This is a genomic window from Clostridium massiliamazoniense (assembly GCF_001403635.1).
Taxonomy (GTDB): Bacteria; Bacillota; Clostridia; order Clostridiales; family Clostridiaceae; genus Sarcina; species Sarcina massiliamazoniense.
Genome location: NZ_LN879468.1, coordinates 806,254 through 829,762, shown reverse-complemented (window position 1 = coordinate 829,762; position 23,509 = coordinate 806,254). Strand labels below are relative to the sequence as shown.

The following is a 23,509-nucleotide window of genomic DNA, read 5'->3' as shown; positions in this document are numbered from 1 at the left end:
TACTATGGGTCAAAAGTTAGTAATAGTAGAGTCACCAGCAAAGGCTAAAACTATAGAGAAATATTTAGGAAAAAACTATGTAGTTGAAGCATCAATGGGACATGTAAGAGATTTACCTAAAAGTCAATTAGGTGTTAATATAGAAGAAAATTATACGCCAAAGTATATAACAATAAGAGGGAAAGGTGAGCTTTTAACTAAGCTTAGAAAACTTGCTAAAAAAAGCGATAAAATATATTTAGCAACCGACCCTGATAGAGAAGGTGAAGCTATATCTTGGCATCTAGCCAATATATTAAAGCTAGATGGTAAAGAAAAATGTAGAATAGAATTTAATGAAATAACAAAAGAAGCAGTTAAAAATTCTATTAAATCACCAAGAGCAATAAATGAAGATTTAGTAGATGCACAACAAGCTAGAAGAATATTAGATAGACTTGTTGGATATGAAATAAGTCCACTTCTTTGGAGAAATGTAAAGTGGGGATTAAGTGCAGGAAGAGTTCAATCTGCAGCTTTAAAAATGATTTGTGACAGAGAAGAGGAAATAGAAAAATTTGAACCAAAGGAATATTGGACAGTAGACATAAGTTTAAAAAAGGATAAGAAAAAGTTCCCAGTTAAATTAGCAACTAAAAATAAAAAGAAAGTTGTTATAAATAATGAAGAAGAAGCTAACATTATAATGAAAGAACTAGAAGAGAATTCTTATATCGTTAAAAATGTTAAAAAGGGAACTAGAACTAAAAAGCCATTAGCACCTTTTACAACTAGTACACTTCAACAAGAAGCAAGCAAAAGACTTAACTATATGACTAAGAAAACAATGTCTGTTGCACAACAACTTTATGAAGGTGTAGAAGTTAAAGGTTATGGAACAGTTGGTTTAATAACTTATATGAGAACAGACTCAGTAAGAATATCAACTGAAGCACAAGAAAAAGCTAAAAGTTTTATAATTGATACTTATGGAGAAGAATACTTCCCTAAAACAGCGAGAGTATTTAAAGGTAAGAAAAATATTCAAGATGCCCATGAAGCAATAAGACCAACTTATGTTGAAATAACTCCAGAAATAGCAGAAAAAAATCTATCAAGAGATCAATACAAATTATACACTTTAATATGGAAAAGATTTGTTGCTAGTCAAATGGAAGATTCTATTTTAAATACAAATAGTGTTGAGATACAAAATGGAGATTATATTTTAAGAGCAAGTGGATCAAATATTAAATTTGATGGTTTTATGAAATTATATGAGTATACTACAACAGATGAAGAAGAGGATGTAGCAGTTCCAAATTTAGAAAAAGATGAAGAATTAATTTTAGAATCAATAAAAGGAACACAACATTTTACTCAACCGCCAAGTAGATATACTGAAGCATCTTTTGTTAAGCTTTTAGAGGAAAAAGGAATAGGAAGACCAAGTACTTATGTTCCAACTATAGGAACTCTTGTTGGAAGAAAGTATGTAAATAGAGAAAAGAAAGTTTTATCTCCTACAGAATTAGGTGTAATAGTAAATCAAATAATGTCAGAATATTTTAAACAAATAGTTGATGCTGATTTCACAGCTGCTATGGAAGCTAAGCTAGATAGTGTTGAAATTGGAGATTTAAAATGGACTGAAGTTGTTGATGAATTTTTTACTCCTTTAAATGAGGATATTAAAAAGGCTGAAAGCGAAATATCTAAAATTGTAATTGAAGATAAAGTTAGTGATGTTCCATGTGATAAATGTGGAAGAATGATGGTTATAAAACATGGAAGATTTGGAGATTTTTTAGCTTGTCCTGGATATCCAGAGTGTCAAAATACAAAGCCTATAGTAGAAAAGGTTGATGCTAAATGTCCATTATGTGGTGGAGATATTTTAGTTAAAAGAAGTAAAAAGGGAAATAAGTTTTACGGATGCTCTAATTATCCAGAATGTAACTTTGTAAGTTGGAGTGAACCAACAAATGAAAAGTGCCCTAAATGTGGTGAGTTTATGGTTAAGAAATATTCTAAAGCTAAAGGTAACTATTTAGAATGTAGTAATAAGGAATGTAAAGAAAAAGTGGAAATTAAGTCAGATGAAGAAACAGTAGAAAAAACTGATGAAAATTAATGAAGCTTTAAAAATGGTAAGTTAAAGAAATTGCCTTGAAAACATTGAAACCCTATGTTATATTTATAATGATTATTTAGAAAATTCTAAATAATTTGAATTTAAAAGGGGCGGTATATTTGTAAGGAGGAGTTTCATGTCCACACTACTTAATAAAACAAGAAAGTTAACTAGAATATTACAAAAGTCAGGAACTGAAGCAGTAGCATTTGCAGACATATGTAAATTGTTAAGTGATGTTCTAGAGTGTAATGTATATCTTATAAGTAAAAAAGGAAAAATATTAGGGTATGCCTTTTCAGAAAATTTTAAATGTAAAATAATGATTGAAAAGGTTCTTAATGATAAGAAATTTCCAAAGGATTATAATGATAAATTACTAAACATTCATGACACTTTAGCAAATTTACCAAATGAAGGCTTATGTGTATTTGAAGAACAAGGTAACTGTGTAGTATCAGAAAAAATAACAACTATTTTACCTATAGTTGGAAGTGGGGAAAGACTTGGAACGTTAATTCTAGCAAGATTTGGAGAACATTTTAATGATGAGGATTTAGTTTTATCAGAATATAGTGGAGCTATAGTTGGAATGGAAATGCTAAGAGCTAGACAAAGTGAACTTGAAGAAGAAGCAAGAAATAAAGCTGTAGTACAATTAGCAATAGGAACTTTATCATATTCAGAATTAGAAGCTGTAGAACATATTTTTGATCAACTAAACGGGAATGAAGGTCTACTTGTAGCATCAAAAATAGCAGATAAAGTTGGTATAACAAGATCCGTAATAGTAAATGCATTAAGAAAGTTTGAAAGTGCAGGAGTTATTGAGTCTAGAAGTTTGGGAATGAAAGGGACTCATATTAAAATTTTAAATAATAAATTATTAGATGAACTTAAAAAAATAAAATAAATTTAAATAAAGTATATTTTTATGTTGATAGTTTTATTTCACTATGATATACTATCAAAGGTAATAAAATACACACGCTATCCAATTTAAAAAGTGGTGCCTTTTAGTTAAGGATTCTTTTTAAGATAAAGATAGTGGAGGATTAACCAATAAGGAGGATTTTTTAATGTCAGTAATTTCAATGAAACAATTATTAGAAGCTGGAGTTCACTTTGGACACCAAACTAGAAGATGGAACCCTAAAATGGCTCCATACATCTTTACAGAAAGAAACGGAATCTACATAATAGATTTACAAAAAACAGTTAAAAAAGCAGAAGAAGCTTACGATTTCTTAAGAGAAATCTCAGTAGAAGGAAAAGACATACTTTTCGTTGGTACTAAGAAACAAGCTCAAGATGTTATAAAAGAAGAAGCTATAAGATCAAACATGCACTATGTTAACCACAGATGGTTAGGTGGAATGCTTACTAACTTCAAAACTATGAAAAAGAGAATTGAAAGATTAGAGCAATTACACAAAATGGAAGAAGATGGAACTTTCGACGTTTTACCTAAGAAAGAAGTTATTAAATTAAGAGGTGAAATGGATAAATTAGAAAAGAACATCGGTGGAATCAAAAACTTAGTAGTAGAAAACATAGGAGCTATGTTTGTTGTTGATACAAGAAAAGAAAAGAATGCAGTATCAGAAGCTAAGATTTTAGGAATCCCTGTAGTTGCTATAGTTGATACTAACTGTGATCCAGAAGAAATCGACTATGTAATCCCAGGAAATGATGATGCTATAAGAGCGGTTAAGTTAATAGCTAGCAAAATGGCAGATGCTTCAATAGAAGGAAGACAAGGCGAACAAATCGCTGAGTAATAAATTATTAAAGGTAGATGAAGCTTGCTTCATGTACCTTTTCCATTAATTAGTTAGGAGGAATTGTAATGATATCAGCAAAAATGGTTAAAGAATTAAGAGAAAAAACTGGTGCAGGAATGATGGACTGTAAAAAAGCTCTTACTGAAACAAATGGAGATATGGAAAAAGCAGTAGAGTTCTTAAGAGAAAAAGGATTAGCAGCTGCTGCTAAGAAATCTGGAAGAATAGCTGCTGAAGGTATAGTTAAAACTTACGTTTCAGAAGATAAGAAAAAAGGTGCTATAATCGAATTAAACTGTGAAACAGATTTCGTTGCTATAAACGAAGAATTCGTAGGTTTAGCTGACAACATAGCTAAATTAGTAGCAGAAAAAGAATTAAACTCAGTAGAAGAAGTTTTAGCAGCAGATTTAGCTGGAAAAACAGTTCAAGAAACTTTAACTGAATTAATAGCTAAAATCGGTGAAAATATGAACTTAAGAAGAGTTGAAAGATTCTCAGTTGAAAGTGGATTAGTTCAAGAATATATTCACGGTGGTGGAAGAATAGGTGTTATGGTTGAATTAGCTTGCGACAAAACATCAGATGTTTTAGAGCAATTAGCTAAAGATGTAGCAATGCAAATAGCTGCTGCTAATCCATTATTCTTATCACAAGATCAAGTTGATGCTAAGAGCTTAGAAACTGAAAGAGAAGTTTACAGAGCACAAGCATTAAACGAAGGTAAACCAGAAAAAATCGTTGAAAAAATGGTTGAAGGAAGAATAAAGAAATACTTCAAGGAAGTATGTTTATTAGACCAACAATGGGTTAAAAACGGAGATATGACAATTTCTAAATTATTAGAAGAAAAATCAAAAGAAATCGGAGCTCCAGTTTCAATCGTAAGATACGCTAGATTCGAAAGAGGAGAAGGTATCGAAAAGAAAGAAGAGAACTTTGCTGAAGAAGTTGCTAAAATGGGAGCAAAATAAGAATTAAATGAATAAGAGAACACTTTTGTGTTCTCTTTTTTTAAAAATAAAAGTATATTTCAATTGGAGGAGTTTGCGATGGAAGCTTGTAAGTATAAAAGAGTAATGCTTAAATTATCTGGAGAAGCATTAGCAGGAGAAAATGGATTCGGAATCGATTTTGAAGTTGCGAAAAGAATAGCAAAAGAAATAAAAGAACTTGTAGATTTAGGTGTAGAAGTTGGAGCTGTTGTTGGTGGCGGAAACATTTGGAGAGGAAGAAGCGGTGGAGACATGGATAGAACTACTGCTGATTATATGGGGATGTTAGCAACATCAATTAATGCTTTAGCACTTCAAGATTCTTTAGAGAGTTTAGGTGTTAAAACTAGAGTTCAAACTGCTATTGAAATGAAAGAGATTGCAGAACCTTTTATAAGAAGAAGAGCTATGAGACACTTAGAAAAAGGAAGAGTCGTTATATTTGGAGCAGGAACAGGAAATCCTTATTTCTCAACTGATACAACAGCAGCTTTAAGAGCAGCTGAAATAGAGGCAGAAGTAATACTTTTAGCTAAAAAAGTTGACGGTGTATACGACAAGGACCCACACAAATATGATGATGCTAAAAAATATGAAACATTATCATATATTGATGTATTAGAGCAAGGACTTCAAGTTATGGATTCAACAGCAACATCATTATGCATGGATAATGATATTCCAATAATAGTATTTGCTTTAGATGATGAAGGAAATATAAAAAGAGCTATAATGGGTGAAAAAATAGGAACAATAGTTTCTAAAAAATAGGAGGTTTTTTATTACATGAAGGAATTAGTAAAGTCATTAGAAGTTAAAATGGGAAAAACAATAGTTGTTTTAAAAGAAAACTTAGGGACAATGAGAGCTGGAAGAGCTAATGCAAAAATGCTTGATAAAATAGAAGTAGAATACTATGGAAGTATGTGTCCTATAAGCCAAGTTGCAAATATATCATCACCAGAACCAAGATTATTAGTAATTACTCCTTGGGAAAAACAAACTTTAAAAGATATAGAAAAAGCTATATTAAAATCAGATTTAGGAATAAACCCTTCAAATGATGGTACAATAATAAGATTATTAGTTCCTGAATTAACTGAAGAAACAAGAAAAGACTTAGTTAAAAAAGTTAAGAAATATGGTGAAGATGCAAAAGTAGCTTTAAGATCAATTAGAAGAGATGGAAATGATAAGATAAAGAACATGAAAAAAGACGGTGAAATCACAGAAGATGATGTGAAAAAAGGCGAAGAAGATGTTCAAAAACTTACAGATAAGTTTACAAAAGAAATTGATACTATAATTTCAGCTAAAGAAAAAGAAATTATGACTTTATAATTTTTCTAACCTGCTTTCTTTAGCAGGTTTTTTTATATTTAAAAATTTGGGAGGTGTCTTGGTGGTAAAATTTTTCAATAACAAGCAGAAAAATAACTCTATTGAAGAATTAGAGTTAGATATGGAAAATATACCAAAGCACATAGCAATTATAATGGATGGTAATGGTAGATGGGCTAAAGAGAGAAAATTACCAAGAACCATGGGACATAGAGCTGGTATGGCTGCTATAAAGAAAGTTTTAAAAGAATGTAATAGTTTAGGGGTTAGATACTTAACTTTATATGCTTTTTCAACTGAAAATTGGAAGAGACCAAAAGATGAAGTTAATGCCCTTATGAAGCTTTTAGTAGAATTCTTAAGAAAAGAAATTAATGAACTCCATGAAGAAAATGTTAGAATCAGTATAATAGGTGATATAACAAAAACACCAGATTTTTGTCAAGAGGAAATAGCAATGGCTTTAGATAAAACTAAAGATAATACTGGAATAGTTTTAAATGTAGCATTTAATTATGGTGGCAGAGATGAAATAATTAGATCTATAAAAAAGGTTATGGAAGATTACAAAGAAGGAAAAATAACATTAGAGGAATTTAATGAAAAAAGCTTTGAAAACTACTTAGATACTAAGGGTATGCCAGATCCAGATATGATTATAAGACCGAGTGGAGAACAGAGAATTAGTAATTATTTACTATGGCAATGTGCATATTCAGAATTTTGGTATTCAAATATAAACTGGCCAGATTTTGATGGAGAAGCTTTAAAAAAAGCTATATCTGACTATCAAAATAGAGATAGAAGATTTGGTGGAGTTAAATAAAGCTAAGGGGTTGGATGTATGAAGTCTAATAACAGATACTTGGGAGCTTTGATATTAGCTCCTTTGATTATATTTATATTTTTAGGTGGTATTTGGTTAAAGGGATTAGTAGCTTTTTTATCAATACTAGGTATTTATGAATTTTATAAAGTTATTAAAGTAAAAGAAATGAAACCTATAATGTCTATGGGATACATATTATTGTTTTGTTATTATTTGAGTGGAAATAACTTTCAAATATTATCTTATATAATAATAATAGGAATGGCAGTTTTGCTTTGTTTTCCAGTGATAAATACAAAGTATACATTTATAGATTCAGCAATGACTATGGTAGGATTTATATATGTAGGTGTATTTTTTAGTTTAATATTTTTAGTAAATGAAATGAAAGGTGGAAACTACCTAGTTTGGCTTATATTCTTAGCTTCTTTTGGATGTGATACTTTTGCTTATTATTCTGGAAAATATTTAGGAAAACATAAATTATGTCCTAAAGTAAGTCCTAAAAAGACTGTAGAAGGGTCTTTAGGAGGGATGATAGGAAGTGCAGTAATATGCGGTATTTTTGGATTTGTAATATCTAGATATGCTCATGTTAATGTTATACCTCTTTGGAATTATGTATTAATAGGACTTTTATGTGGAGTATTTTCACAGTTTGGAGATTTAGTTGCATCATCAATAAAAAGATATTCTGAAGTTAAAGATTATAGTAATCTAATTCCAGGACATGGAGGAATATTAGATAGATTTGATAGTATATTATTTTCATCAATAGTAGTATATTTCTATCTAACATTAGCATTTATGATAATCAAATAAATAAAAAAGCCTTCTCTAAATCGAGAGGGTTTTTTTATTTATTAAACTAAACAAAGTTGTATTTGTTATAGTAATGATTTAAAATATACATTATATATAGAAATTACTATATATGGTCGTAGGGGGTTAGCAGCAAGGAGGAAAATAATAATGAAAAAAATTTCTATTTTAGGAGTTACAGGTTCAATAGGTACTCAAACCTTAGATGTTTTAAGATATCATAAGGATAAATTTGAATTAGTAGGTATATCAGCACATAAAAATGTTGGATTAACTTTAGAGATAATAAAAGAATTTAAACCAAAGGTTGTAGCTATAACTTATGAGGATTCCTATAACAAACTAAAGAAAATTTTAGAAAAAGAAAACATAGAATGTGAATTAATTTTCGGTATAGATGGACTAAATAAAGTTGCAACTTTAGAGGAAATTGAAATAGTTGTAACTTCAGTAGTGGGAATGATAGGTCTTGAGCCAACTTTAAAAGCTATAGAGGCTAAAAAGCATATTGCTCTTGCTAATAAAGAAACTCTTGTTGTGGCAGGAGAATTAGTTATGAGAAAAGCTAAAGAAAACTCAGTTAAAATATTGCCAGTTGATTCAGAACATAGTGCTATATTTCAATGCTTACAAGGTAATTTCCACAATAAAATAGATAAAATATTATTAACAGCATCAGGAGGACCTTTTAGAGGAAAAACTCTAGAGGATTTAAAGAAGGTTACAGTGAAAGATGCTTTAAAACATCCAAATTGGTCAATGGGAAGAAAAATAACTATAGATTCATCTACATTAATGAATAAAGGATTAGAGGTAATAGAAGCACATTTCTTATTTGATTGTCCTTATGATGATATTGAAGTTATAGTTCATCCAGAATCAATAGTGCATTCAATGGTTCAATATACTGATGGTGCTGTTATGGCTCAATTAGGTGTTCCTGATATGAAGCTACCTATACAATATGCATTAAATTACCCTAATAGGGAAGGGAATGTAGAAAGAAAGTTAGATTTTTCTACTATAAGTAAATTAAATTTTGAAAAACCTGATATGGATGTCTTTAAATGTTTAAAACTTGCTTATAAAGCTGGTAAGCTTGGTGGTCTTATGCCAACTATAGTGAATGCAGCTAATGAAGTTTTAGTAGAATTATTTTTAGAAGAAAGAATATCATATTTAGATATAGGAAACATAATAGAAGAAATAATGAATATATTTGAATATAAAGAAGAAATAACTTTAGAAAATGTTATTAATAAGGATAAAAAAGTTAGAGAATATATTTATAAAAAATATAATTCTTAATTTATAGGGGGAATTTTATTCTAGGAGGGGTTTAATGATATATATTATCTTTGCGATTTTAGGCCTAGGGCTTATAATATTAATTCATGAGGTTGGTCATTTTGTCGCAGCAAAATTAAATGGTGTTAAAGTAGAAGAATTTGCAATAGGAATGGGACCGAAGGTTTTCTCTGTAAATAAAGGAGAAACTGATTATAGTATAAGAGCCTTTCCTATAGGTGGCTATGTACAAATGCTTGGAGAAAATGAAGATGAAGAAATACAGAGTAGTGATAATAGAGCGCTTTGCAATAAGTCTCCTTTAGTGAGAGCTGTTGTATTTGGTGCAGGAGCTTTTATGAATATGTTGTTGGCTATAGCCATATTCATGGTTATAATAATGAATTTTGGGTTTAGAACCAACACTATAAAAGTGCCAATGGAAAATTCACCAGCAGCTTCAGCTGGACTTTTAGCTGGAGATAAGATAATGAAGGTTAATGGAAGTAAAGTTATTACAACTGGAGATGTTAGTGTTGGTATTGCATTAAGTAAAGGAAACCCTATTGAAATGATAATAGATAGAGCAGGTCAAGAAATTAAAAAAGTTATAAATCCAGAAATGGTTGATAATAGTTATAGAATAGGTATTGAATTTGAAAAAGTTGAAAAACCTAAATTTATAGAAGCCATAAGTGAGAGTTTTAAAGAAATAGGTTCTTTAGGTAAGCAAACCTTTTTATCATTAAAGATGATGATTACAGGGGAAGCAAATTTTAAAACTGATGTTGGAGGACCTATAACAATAATAAAAATGTCAAGTAAGGCTGCTAAGGCAGGGATTTGGAATTTATTCTCTTTAATAGCTATTTTAAGCGTGCAAATAGGGATATTTAATTTAATACCATTTCCAGCCTTAGATGGAGGACATATTTTTATTTTATTGATAGAAACTATTACAAGAAAAAAGATACCTCCAAAGTTTGTTGGCTATGTAAATATGGTTGGATTTATGCTTTTAATGGGACTTATGCTTGTTGTGGTACTGAAGGATATAATATTCCCAGTAAGCATATAAGAGGTGATTAAATGAATAGAAAAAAAACTAGAAAAGTAAAAGTTGGAAATGTATATATTGGAGGAGACTCAAAGGTATCTGTGCAATCTATGACTAATACAGACACAAGAGATGTAGAAGCTACTGTAGCACAGATTAAAGCTTTAGAAGAAGCCGGATGTGAAATAGTAAGATGTGCAGTTCCAGATATGGAAGCTGCTGAAGCTATTAAGGATATTGTTAAATTAGTCAATATTCCTGTAGTTGCAGATATACATTTTGATTATAGATTGGCTTTAAAGGTTGCAGAAAATGGTATATCAGCTATAAGAATTAATCCAGGAAATATAGGAAGTAGAGATAGAGTTGAAGCTGTAGTAAAAGCTTGTAAAGAAAGAAATATACCAATAAGAATAGGTGTTAACTCTGGATCTATTTCAAGAGAACTTTTATTAAAATATGGTAAACCTTCCGCAGAAGCTATAGTTGAAAGTGCTTTAGAACATGTTAAAATATTAGAAGAGTTAGATTTTAGAGATATAGTAATATCATTAAAATCATCTAATATAAAAACAATGATAGAAAGCTATAGAATAGCTTCTGAAAAAGTAGATTATCCTCTTCATTTAGGTGTAACTGAAGCTGGAACTCCTTGGAGAGGAACTATAAAATCATCTATAGGAATAGGAACCTTACTTGCAGAAGGTATTGGTGATACTATAAGAATATCATTAACAGGTGATCCTATAGAAGAAGTTAAAGTAGGTAAAGAAATTCTAGCTAACTTTGGATATGGAGAAGGTGGAATTGAATTTATATCATGTCCAACTTGTGGTAGAACAGAAATTGATTTAATAGGAATTGCTAATGAAGTTGAAAAAAGACTAGAAGGTTATAAAAAAAATATAACGGTAGCTATTATGGGCTGTGTTGTTAATGGACCTGGAGAAGCTAGAGAAGCTGATATTGGAATAGCAGGTGGAAAAGGTGTAGGTTTAATCTTTAAAAAAGGTGAAATCTATAAAAAAGTTAAAGAAGAAGAATTAGTAGAAGAATTAATAAAAACTATAGAAGAACTATAGAAATAATGGGGATGTATCAAAATTACAGATATATCCCCTCTGCCTTTTAGCTAACTATATAGAAATCTTAGGAGAGGAATAATATATTTTATAAAGGTAAGAGAAATTATTTAGAGGTTGACCTAATGCAGCCTCTTTACACTTTAAAAAGGAGATGTTATTTTGAGTGCTGAGTTTATTAAAAAAATCAATGATACATTAAAAAAAGATGATAAACTTTATGACTTAGAATTTGAAATAGAAAAATTTCAGTTAGTAAAGAGTAGAAATTTACTAAAGGTTATAATAAAAAGCAAGGATCAAATTAGTGAGGAAAATCAAAAAAATATAGAGAAATACATAAAAAAAGCACTAGGAATGGATATAGAAATAGAATTAGTTATTTTTATTAATATATCTAATGCAACATTAGAGGATGTGTCAACAAAATATTGGTTAAACATAATCGATTCAGTAGTTAAGGAATATCCTATGATGAAGCCACTTTTAACAACGGCAAAGAGAACTGTTGTTAATAATAGCCTTATATTAGAATCAGGTTATGATTATTTAGTTAAGCTTAATGAAAAAAATAAAATAGATAATAAAATAAGAAATATAATAAATGCAACTTTTGATTTAAGCTGTAATATTGAAGTGAATTATAATGAAGAGCTTAGGGATAATAGTTATATTGATATACAAGTAAAAGCAGAAAAAGAATTAGCTAAGGAAATAAAAACTAGACAGGTAGAAGGTGTAAAAAAACCAGCTCAGCCTAAAACTGCTGAAAAGAAAAAATCCTATGGAGAATATTCAAAGGAAGCTGGTCCTAAAAATGAAAATATTATTTTAGGTAGAGCTATAAGGGAAGAGTCTATAGACATAAAAGAAGTTAATCAAGGTTCTGGAGTTGTAGCTATAACAGGAGAAGTTTTCAAAACAGATATTTTTGAAACTAGAGCTGGAAAAATTATTTTAACATTCTTCATAACAGATTATACAAGTTCTATAGCTGTTAAGTGTTTCTTAAAATCTAAAGATTCAGAGGTTTTAGAACATGTTAAAAAAGGTTTCTACTGTAAGGTAAGAGGGGAAGCTACTATGGACCCTTATGCTAAAGAAGTAGTAATTATGGCTAGAGATATTTGTAAAATGACAAAAGTAGAAAGAATGGATAATAGTGAAGAAAAAAGAGTTGAACTTCATTTACATACAACAATGAGTATGATGGATGCAGTATCTTCAGCTTCTGATATAGTGAAGCAAGCTGCTAAATTTGGTCATAAAGCTGTAGCAATAACTGACCATGGTGTTGTTCAAGCATTCCCAGATGCTCAAAGTGCAGGGAAAAAACATGGCATAAAAATAATCTATGGTGTAGAAGGTTATTTAGTTGATAATGGAACTCCTATGGTTATAAATGGAGAAGAGGGAGATTTAGATGGAGAATTTGTAGTCTTCGATTTAGAGACTACAGGATTTTCTAGCAAAAATGATAAAATAATAGAAATTGGTGCTGTAAAAATAAAGAATGGTGAAATAATTGATAGATTTAGTGAGTTTGTAAATCCAGAGAGAATGATACCAGCAGAAATTATAGATCTTACAGGAATAACTGATGATATGGTTAAGGATGCTGAAAAGATTGAAACTATCCTTCCAAAATTTATGGACTTCACTGGTGATGCAACTATGGTAGCACATAATGCAGCCTTTGATATATCTTTTATTAAGAAAAACCTTAAAGATTTAGATAGAACATTTAAAAATCAAGTTATGGATACTGTACCACTAGCTAGATTTTTATACCCTGAATTAAAGAGGGTTAAATTAAATACTGTTGCTAAGCATTTAGGTGTTAGTCTTGAAAATCACCATAGAGCTGTTGATGATGCCAAGGCTACAGCAGATATTTTAGTTATATCCTTTAAAAAATTAAAAGAGGAATTAGAAATAAATACTCTAAAGGAATTAAATAAAGAATTTTTAGAAAATGTAGATGTTAAAAAGCAACCATTACATCATGTTATAATCTTAGCAAAAGATCAAAAAGGGCTTAAAAATTTATATAAAATAGTATCAGATGCCCATTTAAAATATTTCTTTAGAAAACCAAGAATACCAAAAACTCTTTTAACTGAAATGAGAGAAGGATTAATAATAGGTTCAGCCTGTGAAGGAGGTCAGCTTTATAAGGCTGTTTTAGAAGGGAAAACAGGTGAAGAACTAAAAGAGGTTGCTGATTTCTATGATTATTTTGAAATTCAACCTATAGGAAATAATGCTCATTTAGTTAGAAAGGGAAATGTTAAAGATAATGATGAACTTAAGGAAATAAATAAAAAAATATATGATTTAGGGCAAGAAATGAATAGACCAGTTGTAGCAACTTGTGATGTACATTTCCTTAATCCTACAGATGAAGCGTTTAGAAGAGTTATTCAAGCGGGGCAAGGTTTTGGAGATTGTGATAATCAACCACCTTTATATTTTAGAACAACAGAAGAAATGCTTAAGGAATTTGCATATTTAGGAGAAGAGGTTTCAAAGGAAGTAGTTATTTATAATACTCAAAAAATAGCTGATCAAATAGAAGAAATAAAGCCTATACCAGATGAAACATTCCCACCTAAAATAGAAGGTGCTGAGGAAGATATAAAAAGGATGACCTTAGATAAGGTGCATTCAATTTATGGAGATATTCTTCCAGAGGTGGTTCAAAAGAGACTAGATAAGGAACTTAATTCCATAATAAACAATGGCTATGCAGTGTTATATCTTATAGCTCAAAAATTAGTGGCAAAATCTTTAGAAGATGGATATTTAGTTGGATCAAGGGGATCTGTTGGTTCTTCTTTCGTTGCCACTATGTCTGATATTACAGAGGTTAATGGCTTGCCACCTCATTATGTTTGCCCAAATTGTAAAAAGTCAGAATTCTTTTTAGATGGGTCAATTAGTTCAGGAGCAGATTTACCTAATAAAAAATGTCCAGATTGTGGAGCAGAATATATTAAAGATGGTCATGATATACCATTTGAAACTTTCCTTGGTTTTGAGGGGGATAAGGAACCTGATATAGACCTTAACTTCTCAGGAGAATATCAAGGAGTAGTTCATAAATACACTGAAGTACTATTTGGAGAAGGTTATGTATTTAAGGCAGGAACTATAGGTACAGTAGCTGAAAAAACAGCCTATGGTTATGTGAAAAAATATCTTCAAGAAAGAGATATAGTAGTTTCTCAAGCAGAAATAGAAAGACTAACAATAGGATGTACAGGAGTAAAAAGAACTTCTGGGCAACATCCAGGGGGAATTATGGTTGTTCCTCAAGATAATGAAATATTTAACTTCTGCCCAATTCAACATCCAGCAGATGATGTAAATACAGATATAATAACAACTCACTTTGATTACCATTCAATAAGTGGTAGACTTCTAAAACTTGATATACTAGGTCACGACGACCCTACTGTTTTAAGAATGTTACAGGATTTAACAGGAGTGGATCCAAAGACTATTCCTCTTAATGATCCAAAGGTTATAAGTTTATTTACATCTACAGAAGCCTTAGGGGTAACAAAGGAAGAGTTAGGCTGTGAAGTAGGTAGTTATGGACTACCTGAATTTGGGACTAAATTTGTTAGACAAATGCTTGTTGATACTCAACCAAAAAGTTTTGCAGACCTTGTTAGAATATCTGGATTATCACATGGTACTGATGTTTGGCTTAATAATGCCCAGTACTTTATAAAAGAAGGATATACAACTCTGAAGGATTGTATTTCAACAAGAGACGATATTATGGTTTATCTTATGTATAAGGATTTACCACCTAAGACAGCCTTTACTATTATGGAGAAGGTAAGAAAAGGAAAAGGATTAAGTGAAGAAGATGAAGCTGTAATGAGAGAACATAATGTACCAGATTGGTATATAGAATCTTGTAAAAGAATAAAATACATGTTCCCAAAAGGTCATGCTGTTGCCTATGTTATGATGGCAGTTAGAATAGCTTATTTTAAAGTTTATTATCCAGAAGCATACTATACAACTTATTTCTCAGTTAGGGCAGATGACTTTGATGCTGAATTAATTTGTAAAGGTGAAGCGGTTATAAAGGCAAAAATGGATGAGTTAAATGCTTTAGGTAATGCTATATCAGTTAAGGAAAAAGGGCTTTTAACTATATTGGAAATTTCATATGAAATGTATAAAAGAGGATTTAAGTTCCAAAAAGTTGACTTATACACCTCTGATGCTATGAAATTTAAAATAGAACCAGAGGGAATAAGACCTCCTCTTAATGCTCTTCAAGGTGTTGGAGATAATGCTGCTAAGGCTATTGTTGAAGCAAGAAAAGATGGAGAATTTATTTCAAAGGAAGATTTAAGAATAAGAGCAAAAATATCAAAAACAGTAATAGAAACTTTAGGTGTTCATGGATGTCTTGAAGGAATGCAAGATACAAACCAACTTAGTTTATTTGGATAATATAAATTTAGAAACAAATTTTGTATAATCTAATTGAAAGATGGGATAATATTTAATAAGGTGACTAAATATATAAAATGCCCATATATTGGTAATAAACAGGTTAATATTAAATTAAACTTGTAATCAAGTAATTACTATGATATCATAATAATTGAAAGTATTATGCTAATAGCTTAGATTTAAGGAGTGGGAAAAAATGCCCGCTCTTTCTGTTTAAACGCAACTTTAGAAAAAGGTTGCGTTTTTACATATGAGTAAATTTAGAAATGTTGTTAGTTTAGTGATAAAATTGAATAAGGAGGGAAGAATGATGAAAAAAGAATTAATTGTTAATGAATTAACTAATGAATTCGAACCTGTCATAAATGAGCAAGGATATGAATTATATTATATTGAATATGTTAAAGAAAATAATGCGAATTATTTAAGATTTTATATAGATAAAGCTGAAGTAGGCGTTGGATTTAAAGATTGTGAAGTTGTTAGTAGAAGAATAAATGAAATTTTTGATGAAAAACAAATGGAGAAAAATATTGATGTAGACTTCTTAGAAGTATCATCACCTGGAATAGATAGAATATTAGCAACTACTGAACACTTTAATAGAGTTATAGAGAAAAATGTAGTAATTATTCTTTCAAAACCAGTAGAAGGTAAGAAAAAGTATACAGGTATATTAAAATCAGCTAATGATAACGAAATAGTAGTTGACGTGGAAGGTCAAAATATAAATATTCCTAGGGAAAAAATTAAAAAAGCAAATTTACAAGGAGAGATATAGTTTAAGGAGGAGAACTGCAATGAACCAAGAATTTCTAGGGGCGTTAACAGAAATAGTTAAGGAAAAAGGAATAAGCGAAGAAGAATTATTAGAAGTATTAGATGAAGCGATAATTGCAGCTTATAAAAAAAATTATTCAAGTCAAGCACAAAATGTTAAAATAAGAAGAGACCTAAAAAAAGGTACAATAAAGGTTTATGCTGAAAAAGAAGTTGTAGAAGAAGTTTATGATGATTCTACAGAAATAAGCTTAGAAGAAGCTAAAGAAATAGATGCTAGATTCCAATTAGAAGATAAGGTAGACATAGAAGTAACACCTAAAAACTTTGGAAGAGTGGCTGCTCAATTAGCTAAACAAATGGTAATACAAAAAATAAAAGAATCAGAAAGAAGCATAATTTATAATGAATTTGCTGAAAAAGAGCATGATATAATTGTAGGTACTGTTTTAAGAAAAGACAAAGGTAATGCTTTTGTTGATTTAGGAAAAATAGAAGCAATTTTAGGACCTAATGAGCAAATGCCAGGAGAAAATTATAACTTCAACGAAATGTTAAAATTATATATAGTTGAAGTTAAAGATACTACAAAAGGACCACAAGTTTTAGTATCAAGAACTCATCCAGGTTTAGTTAAAAGATTATTTGAACTAGAAGTTCCAGAAATCTATGAAGGTGTTGTTGAAGTAAAAAGCATCGCTAGAGAAGCAGGTTCAAGAACTAAAATAGCTGTTCATTCAAATGATGAATCAGTAGATCCAATGGGAGCATGTGTTGGTCCTAAAGGTGTTAGAGTTCAAAACATAGTAAATGAACTTAAAAATGAAAAAATTGATATAATCAAATGGAGTAAAGATCCAGAAGAATATATAGCTAATGCTTTAAGCCCAGCAAAAGTATTAGAGGTTACTGTTAATGAAGAAAGTAAATCAGCTCAAGTTGTTGTTGAAGATTCACAATTATCATTAGCAATAGGAAAAGAAGGCCAAAATGTAAGATTAGCAGCTAAACTTACAGGATGGAAAATAGACATCAAGAGCAAATCACAAGCAGAATAGTATTACTCTAAGCGAGGGGTGATAGTTATGAAAATAAAAAAGATTCCAATGAGAATGTGCAATGGATGTATGGAAATGAAGCCTAAGAATGAGCTTATAAGAGTTGTTAAAGACAAAGAAGATAACATTTCTGTAGACCTAACAGGTAAGAAGGCTGGAAGAGGAGCTTATATTTGTAAAAGTGAAGAATGTCTTGAGAAGGCTTTTAAAGCTAGAAGACTTAATAGAAGTTTATCAAGTAATATAAGTGAAGAAATCTACCAAAGGTTAAAGGAAGAAATATCTAATGAGAAGTAAATTTTTAAGTTTTTTAGGCTTAGCAAAAAGATCAGGTAATACTGTTGACGGGTATAATAAATGTGAAGAGATAATAGGTAAAAAAAAGATACATTTAATTATATTTTCAACTGATTTATCAGAAAGATCTAAAGATAAATTTTTAAAACTCTGTGAAAAACACAACATACCATATATTGATGGTTTTTCAAAAGAAGAGTTAGGATATAGTATAGGAAAAACAGAAATAAACATAGTTGGAATTATGGATTCAAATATGGCAAAAAAATTATTGTCTTATGAAATATAATTTTAAACTATAGATTTTTCGGGGGTGAATATATGTCAAAGATAAGAGTATATGAATTAGCTAAGGAATTAAGAATTTCTAGCAAAGGTCTTATAAAGATATTAATGGATGAATTCAGCATTGAGGTTAAAAACCACATGAGTATAATCGAGGATGAAGATGCTGAATTAATAAAAGAACTTATAAAAGGCAGCAGAGAAGAAGGAAGCATTGTTGATGAATATGAGGAAATAGTATCTGAAGAAGTTAACAATGTAAAGAAAAAGAAAAAGAAAAAAGGTAAAAAAGAAGAAGTAGAAGTAGATAATGGACCAATAGAAGTTATCGAAATTGGAGAAACTATAACAGTTAAAGAATTAGCTGAAAAGTTAAATAAACCATCAAATGAAGTTATAAGAACTTTAATATTTGAAGGTGTTATGGCAGCTATAAACCAAGAAATAGATTTTGAAACTGCATCAAAAGTTGCAGAAAAATTTGAAGTAACTGCTTATAAAGAAGAAGTAGATGATCAATTAGATGAGTTTGAAGAAGAAGAAATCGAAACTGAAAACTTAGAAAAGAGACCACCTATTATAACAGTAATGGGGCATGTTGACCATGGTAAAACATCACTTTTAGATGCTATTAGAAGATCTAAGGTTGCAGCTAGAGAGGCTGGTGGAATAACTCAACATATTGGTGCTTATACAGTAACTGTTCAAGGAGAAGAAATGACTTTCTTAGATACTCCAGGACACGAAGCTTTCACAGCAATGAGAGCTAGAGGAGCTCAAATAACAGATGTTGTTATACTTGTTGTTGCAGCTGATGATGGTATAATGCCACAAACAGCAGAAGCTATAAACCACTGTAAAGCAGCTAAAGTTCCTATGGTAGTAGCTATAAACAAAATAGATAGACCAGCTGCTAATATAGATAGAGTTAAACAAGAGTTAAGTGAACATAATTTATTAGTTGAAGATTGGGGCGGAGATGTTATAGCAGTTCCAGTATCAGCTAAGACAGGTGAAAACTTAGATACTTTATTAGAAATGGTTCAATTAACAGCAGAAATGCAAGCATTAGTTGCAAACCCACATAGAAAAGCAAAAGGTACAGTTATAGAAGCTAAACTTGATAAAGGTAGAGGTGCTGTAGCTAGTCTATTAGTTCAAGATGGTACTTTAAAAGCTGGAGATTCTATATTAGTAGGAAGTACTTATGGTAGAATAAGAGCTATGTTTGATGATGATGGAGAAAAAATTGAATCAGCAGGTCCTTCAATTCCAGTAGAAATATTAGGATTATCAGAAGTACCAGCAGCTGGAGATAGATTCTTAGTTGTTAAGGATGAAAAAACTGCAAGACAAATGGCAGAAAGTAGAGTTGAAAAACAAAGACAAGAAGGATTTAATTCAGCTAATAGAGTTTCATTAGAAGATTTATATAGCCAAATTAAAGAAGGTAAAGTAAAAGAATTATCAGTTATAATAAAGGCTGATGTACAAGGTTCAGTAGAAGCTATTAAAGGATCTTTAGAAAAATTAAGTACTGAAGACGTAAGAGTAAGAGTTATACATGGTGCTGTTGGAGCTATAACAGAAACAGATATAACACTAGCAGCAGCTTCAAATGCTTTAATAATAGGATTTAACGTAAGACCATCAGCTAATGCAGTTGCTGCTGCTGATGCAGAAGGTGTAGATGTTAAGACTTATAGAGTTATATATGAAGCTATAGAAGATATTAAGTCTGCTATGATAGGTATGCTTGAACCAGAATATAAAGAAGTAGTATTAGGAAATGTAGAAATAAGACAAATCTATAAAATATCAAATGTTGGAACTATAGCAGGTGCTTATGTTTTAGATGGTAAAGTAACTAGAAATGCTGACGTAAGATTAATAAGAGATGGTATAGTTATAACTGAAACTAAGCTTGCATCATTAAAGAGATTTAAAGATGACGTAAAAGAAGTTAAAGCAGGATATGAATGTGGTTTAAGTCTAGAGAAGTTCAATGATATAAAAGAGGGAGACATTGTAGAAGCATTTACAATGGAAGCTATACAAAGAAAAGAACTTTAAAAGAGGTGATAAATTATGGCTAATTATAGAGGCGGAAGAATTAACGAAGAAGTTAAAAAAGAAGTTAGTGATATAATTAGAAATAGTATAAAAGACCCAAGAATAAAAGCAATGGTAAGTGTAACTGATGTTAGAGTAACAAAGGACTTAAGATATGCTAAAGTTTACTTAAGTATTTTCTCAACTAAAAAAGAAGAGGAAGAAGAAACTTTTGAAGCTATAAAAGGGTCAGCTGGATTTATTAGAAAAGAAATTGGGCATAGAATCAATTTAAGATATACTCCAGAAATAATTATAGAATTAGATAAGTCTATAGAGCAAGGAATGCATATAGATTCTTTATTAGAAAAAATAAAGGAGAAATAAAAATGAGATTACATGAAATAGCAGAATTTATTAAATCAATTAATAAAATAGCTATAACTTTTCATGTTTCTCCAGATGGTGATGCCATGGGCAGTGCTTTAGCACTGCTTCAAGGCTTAAGAAATTATGGGAAAGAAGCTTATATTATCTCAAAGGATGTACCTGCGGATAATCTAGGCTTTCTGCCATATACTGAGGAAATTACAGGTGAGTTTTCAAAGCCAGTGGAGGGAACAGAAGCTGTTATAGTAGTTGACTGTGGTAACTATGAAAGAATATCTGCAGATTTAAAAGACTTTAAAGGTAAATTAGTAAATATAGATCATCATTTATCAAATGATCTTTATGGAGATTTAAATTATACAGATACACAAGCTGCTGCTACAGCAGAAATAATTTTTGAGTTATTAACAGAATTAAATATAGAAATAACTAGAGAGATAGCAAGAACTTTATATGCATCTTTAGTTACAGATACAGGGTCATTTAGATATTCAAATACAACACCAAGAACTCATAGTATAGCTAAAAGTCTTTTAGAAAAAGACATAGCACATGATGAAGTTCATAGAGAATTATTTGATAATAAAGAATTCGCAAAGTTAAAATTAACAGGAGCAGCTCTAAATAATATGGAGCTTATTTGCAATGGAAAAATAGTATTTATTTCAATAACAGAGGCTATGATTAAAGATGCTGGTCTTGAAAAAGTTGATTCAGGAGATATTGTTTCTTTTGGTAATAAAGTAAAAGGAACTGAAGGATGTGTTTTAGCAAAGGAATCTAGTGATGGAATAAAATTAAGTTTTAGATCTAAGGATACACTAGATGTAAGAAAAATAGCTGAAAACTTTAATGGCGGTGGGCATACAAAAGCAGCTGGAGCTATAATAAAAAATAAAACAATGAGTGAAGCTAAAGAACTTATTATAAAAGAATTAGAAAAAGAGTTGATGTAATGAATGGAATAATAAATGTATGTAAAAACACTGGCCAAAGTTCCTTTGATGTTGTAGCTAAAATAAGAAGGTATGCTAAAGAAAAAAAGGTAGGTCATACTGGTACATTAGACCCAGAGGCATCTGGAGTATTACCAGTTTGCCTAGGAAAAGCTACTAAAATTATAGAATATATAATGGAAAATAAAAAAGTCTATAGAGTTACATTTAAGTTAGGGGTTATTACTACTACTTATGATTTAGAAGGTGAAGTAATAAAAGAAAACTCAATTGAAAATGTAAAAGAAGAAGATATCATTAAAACTATAGGCGAATTTAAAGGAGAAATAGAACAAGTTCCTCCTATGTACTCTGCATTAAAAAAAGATGGTGTGAGATTATACGAACTTGCTAGAAAAGGTATAGAAGTTGAAAGAGAAGCAAGAAAAATTACTATAAATTCTATAGAAAATATAGAAATAAATTTACCTTATATTACTATGGATGTAAGTTGTTCTAAGGGAACTTATATTAGGAGTCTTTGTTATGATATAGGTGAAAAGTTAAAGGTTGGAGCAACAATGACTGCTTTAGTTAGAATTGCAAATGGTGAATTTAAAATAGAAAATTCTGTAAATATAAAAGATTTAAATGAAGAAAACGTAGAAGAGTACATATTAACTTTAGAGGATGCTCTAGTTGATTTTCCTAAATTTGAAGTAGATGATAATTTTAAAAAATTACTTATAAATGGAGTTTGTGTTGGAAACAACAAAATATATAAAGGTAAGAAATTAGAAGTTGAAAAATTATATAGAGTTTACGATGAAAAAAATAATCTTTTAGGATTAGGAAAAAGAACTGAAAAGGGCTTTAAAATCGAAAAGATGTTAATATGAGGAGAAGTAAATGATTCTAGTAGATGAAAATTTTAATGGTAATTTTAACAAAGATGTATATGTAGCTTTAGGTAGTTTTGATGGATTACATAAAGGGCATTTAACTTTAATAAATAAAGTTGTTGAATTAAGTAAAAAAAATGATGGATTAAGTATGGTATATACATTTAAAAATCATCCATTAGAGATTATAGATGAAAGTAAAGCTCCTAAAGTAATTATGGATAATGATGAGAAGCTTAATATTTTAGAAAAGGAAGGAATTGATATTTCTTGCTTAGTTAAATTTGATAAGAAGTTTATGCTTATTGAACCAGAAGAATTTATAAGAGAAATAATAGAAAAATTCAATGTAAAAGCTATAGTGGTTGGATTTAATTATAAATTTGGGTTTAAAAATAAAGGTGATGTAAACTTACTTAGAGATTTAAGTGAAAAATTAAACTTTGATTTATATGTAATGAGTGCTTTAGAAGATGAGGGAGTAGTTATTAGTTCAACCTTTATAAGAGGATTAATAAAGGATGGCGAAATAAATAGAGCTACAGAACTTTTAACTAGACCTTATTCTATAAAAGGGGAAGTAATACACGGGAAGCAATTAGGGAGAACTATAGGATTTCCTACAGCAAATCTTAATATAACAGCAAATACTGTATTACCAGCTATGGGAGTATATTATACAAATGTAGAATTAGATGGTGAAATATATAGAGGAATTACCTCTGTGGGGAATAATCCTACTGTAAATGGTAAAACTATAACTGTAGAAACAAATATATTAGATTTTTCAGGTGATATATATGGTAAAGAAATAAGAGTATATTTCATTGAAAGAATGAGAGGAAACGTAAAATTTAATTCTTTAGATGAACTTAAAAATCAACTAAAAAGCGATAAAAATTTTGCTGAGCAAAGAAAATTTAAAATTATTTTGTAAAACTTTATTTACAAGAAAAATTACATTTGATATAATCATAAAGAACCTAGTCCTAAGATTTGAGGGTACCGTCTCATTTCA

21 protein-coding genes are annotated in these 23,509 nt (G+C 30.0%); all 21 read left to right on the top strand.

From position 1 onward, the window contains the following. Positions 1 to 4: 4 nt before the first annotated feature. The 21 genes from topA (at position 5) to ARA19_RS10695 (ending at position 23,428) form a co-directional block, all read left to right on the top strand. On the top strand, positions 5 to 2,113 hold the full coding sequence (gene topA / locus ARA19_RS10795; RefSeq protein ID WP_055070977.1) for a type I DNA topoisomerase: 2,109 nt from the start codon (positions 5 to 7) through the stop codon (positions 2,111 to 2,113). Positions 2,114 to 2,249: 136 nt separating this feature from the next. Beyond that, a complete protein-coding gene (codY, locus tag ARA19_RS10790) occupies positions 2,250 to 3,026 on the top strand; it encodes a GTP-sensing pleiotropic transcriptional regulator CodY (protein WP_055070976.1) in 777 nt (258 codons plus the stop codon). A 166-nt stretch (positions 3,027 to 3,192) separates the two neighbouring features. Next, the gene (rpsB, locus tag ARA19_RS10785) at positions 3,193 to 3,894 is read left to right on the top strand and encodes a 30S ribosomal protein S2 (RefSeq protein ID WP_055070975.1); all 702 of its coding nucleotides are present in this window, start codon (positions 3,193 to 3,195) and stop codon (positions 3,892 to 3,894) included. 68 nt (positions 3,895 to 3,962) lie between these two features. Further along, positions 3,963 to 4,871 (top strand): translation elongation factor Ts, encoded by a 909-nt coding sequence (gene tsf / locus ARA19_RS10780; RefSeq protein WP_055070974.1) that lies wholly within the window; start codon positions 3,963 to 3,965, stop codon positions 4,869 to 4,871. 78 nt (positions 4,872 to 4,949) lie between these two features. Next, a complete protein-coding gene (pyrH, locus tag ARA19_RS10775; protein WP_055070973.1) occupies positions 4,950 to 5,663 on the top strand; it encodes a UMP kinase in 714 nt (237 codons plus the stop codon). A gap of 15 nt (positions 5,664 to 5,678) precedes the next feature. Next, complete coding sequence (frr, locus tag ARA19_RS10770) at positions 5,679 to 6,233, top strand: ribosome recycling factor (protein WP_055070972.1); 555 nt, start codon at positions 5,679 to 5,681, stop codon at positions 6,231 to 6,233. 61 nt (positions 6,234 to 6,294) lie between these two features. Then, on the top strand, positions 6,295 to 7,059 hold the full coding sequence (locus tag ARA19_RS10765; protein ID WP_055070971.1) for an isoprenyl transferase: 765 nt from the start codon (positions 6,295 to 6,297) through the stop codon (positions 7,057 to 7,059). Between the two features lie 18 nt (positions 7,060 to 7,077). Next, on the top strand, positions 7,078 to 7,884 hold the full coding sequence (locus ARA19_RS10760; RefSeq protein ID WP_055070970.1) for a phosphatidate cytidylyltransferase: 807 nt from the start codon (positions 7,078 to 7,080) through the stop codon (positions 7,882 to 7,884). A gap of 150 nt (positions 7,885 to 8,034) precedes the next feature. Further along, positions 8,035 to 9,192, top strand: coding sequence for a 1-deoxy-D-xylulose-5-phosphate reductoisomerase (locus ARA19_RS10755; RefSeq protein ID WP_055070969.1), 1,158 nt, complete (start codon positions 8,035 to 8,037; stop codon positions 9,190 to 9,192). Positions 9,193 to 9,229: 37 nt separating this feature from the next. After that, positions 9,230 to 10,249 carry a M50 family metallopeptidase gene (locus ARA19_RS10750; protein ID WP_055072107.1) on the top strand — a complete coding sequence of 340 codons (1,020 nt, stop codon included), beginning with the start codon at positions 9,230 to 9,232 and terminating at the stop codon, positions 10,247 to 10,249. A gap of 11 nt (positions 10,250 to 10,260) precedes the next feature. Continuing rightward, positions 10,261 to 11,310, top strand: a complete 1,050-nt coding sequence (gene ispG / locus ARA19_RS10745; RefSeq protein ID WP_055070968.1) for a flavodoxin-dependent (E)-4-hydroxy-3-methylbut-2-enyl-diphosphate synthase — start codon at positions 10,261 to 10,263, stop codon at positions 11,308 to 11,310. A gap of 162 nt (positions 11,311 to 11,472) precedes the next feature. After that, positions 11,473 to 15,789: a PolC-type DNA polymerase III gene (locus ARA19_RS10740; protein ID WP_055070967.1), complete on the top strand. Its 4,317-nt coding sequence runs from the start codon at positions 11,473 to 11,475 to the stop codon at positions 15,787 to 15,789. A 313-nt stretch (positions 15,790 to 16,102) separates the two neighbouring features. Next, positions 16,103 to 16,573 carry a ribosome maturation factor RimP gene (locus ARA19_RS10735; protein WP_055070966.1) on the top strand — a complete coding sequence of 157 codons (471 nt, stop codon included), beginning with the start codon at positions 16,103 to 16,105 and terminating at the stop codon, positions 16,571 to 16,573. A 19-nt stretch (positions 16,574 to 16,592) separates the two neighbouring features. After that, positions 16,593 to 17,630 (top strand): transcription termination factor NusA, encoded by a 1,038-nt coding sequence (nusA, locus tag ARA19_RS10730; protein ID WP_055070965.1) that lies wholly within the window; start codon positions 16,593 to 16,595, stop codon positions 17,628 to 17,630. A gap of 27 nt (positions 17,631 to 17,657) precedes the next feature. Further along, positions 17,658 to 17,927: an RNase P modulator RnpM gene (gene rnpM / locus ARA19_RS10725; protein ID WP_055070964.1), complete on the top strand. Its 270-nt coding sequence runs from the start codon at positions 17,658 to 17,660 to the stop codon at positions 17,925 to 17,927. Continuing rightward, entirely contained in the window at positions 17,917 to 18,216 is a 300-nt protein-coding gene (locus ARA19_RS10720; protein WP_055070963.1) for a 50S ribosomal protein L7ae-like protein, read from the top strand. The genes rnpM and ARA19_RS10720 overlap by 11 nt, the downstream gene beginning before the upstream one ends. A gap of 32 nt (positions 18,217 to 18,248) precedes the next feature. Continuing rightward, complete coding sequence (gene infB / locus ARA19_RS10715) at positions 18,249 to 20,285, top strand: translation initiation factor IF-2 (protein ID WP_055070962.1); 2,037 nt, start codon at positions 18,249 to 18,251, stop codon at positions 20,283 to 20,285. 15 nt (positions 20,286 to 20,300) lie between these two features. Next, the gene (gene rbfA, locus ARA19_RS10710; protein ID WP_055070961.1) at positions 20,301 to 20,651 is read left to right on the top strand and encodes a 30S ribosome-binding factor RbfA; all 351 of its coding nucleotides are present in this window, start codon (positions 20,301 to 20,303) and stop codon (positions 20,649 to 20,651) included. A gap of 2 nt (positions 20,652 to 20,653) precedes the next feature. After that, positions 20,654 to 21,610, top strand: coding sequence for a DHH family phosphoesterase (locus tag ARA19_RS10705; protein ID WP_055070960.1), 957 nt, complete (start codon positions 20,654 to 20,656; stop codon positions 21,608 to 21,610). Beyond that, entirely contained in the window at positions 21,610 to 22,488 is an 879-nt protein-coding gene (gene truB / locus ARA19_RS10700) for a tRNA pseudouridine(55) synthase TruB (protein ID WP_055070959.1), read from the top strand. The genes ARA19_RS10705 and truB overlap by 1 nt, the downstream gene beginning before the upstream one ends. Positions 22,489 to 22,498: 10 nt before the next feature. Continuing rightward, positions 22,499 to 23,428 carry a bifunctional riboflavin kinase/FAD synthetase gene (locus ARA19_RS10695; protein ID WP_055070958.1) on the top strand — a complete coding sequence of 310 codons (930 nt, stop codon included), beginning with the start codon at positions 22,499 to 22,501 and terminating at the stop codon, positions 23,426 to 23,428. The last annotated feature ends 81 nt before the right edge of the window (positions 23,429 to 23,509 follow it).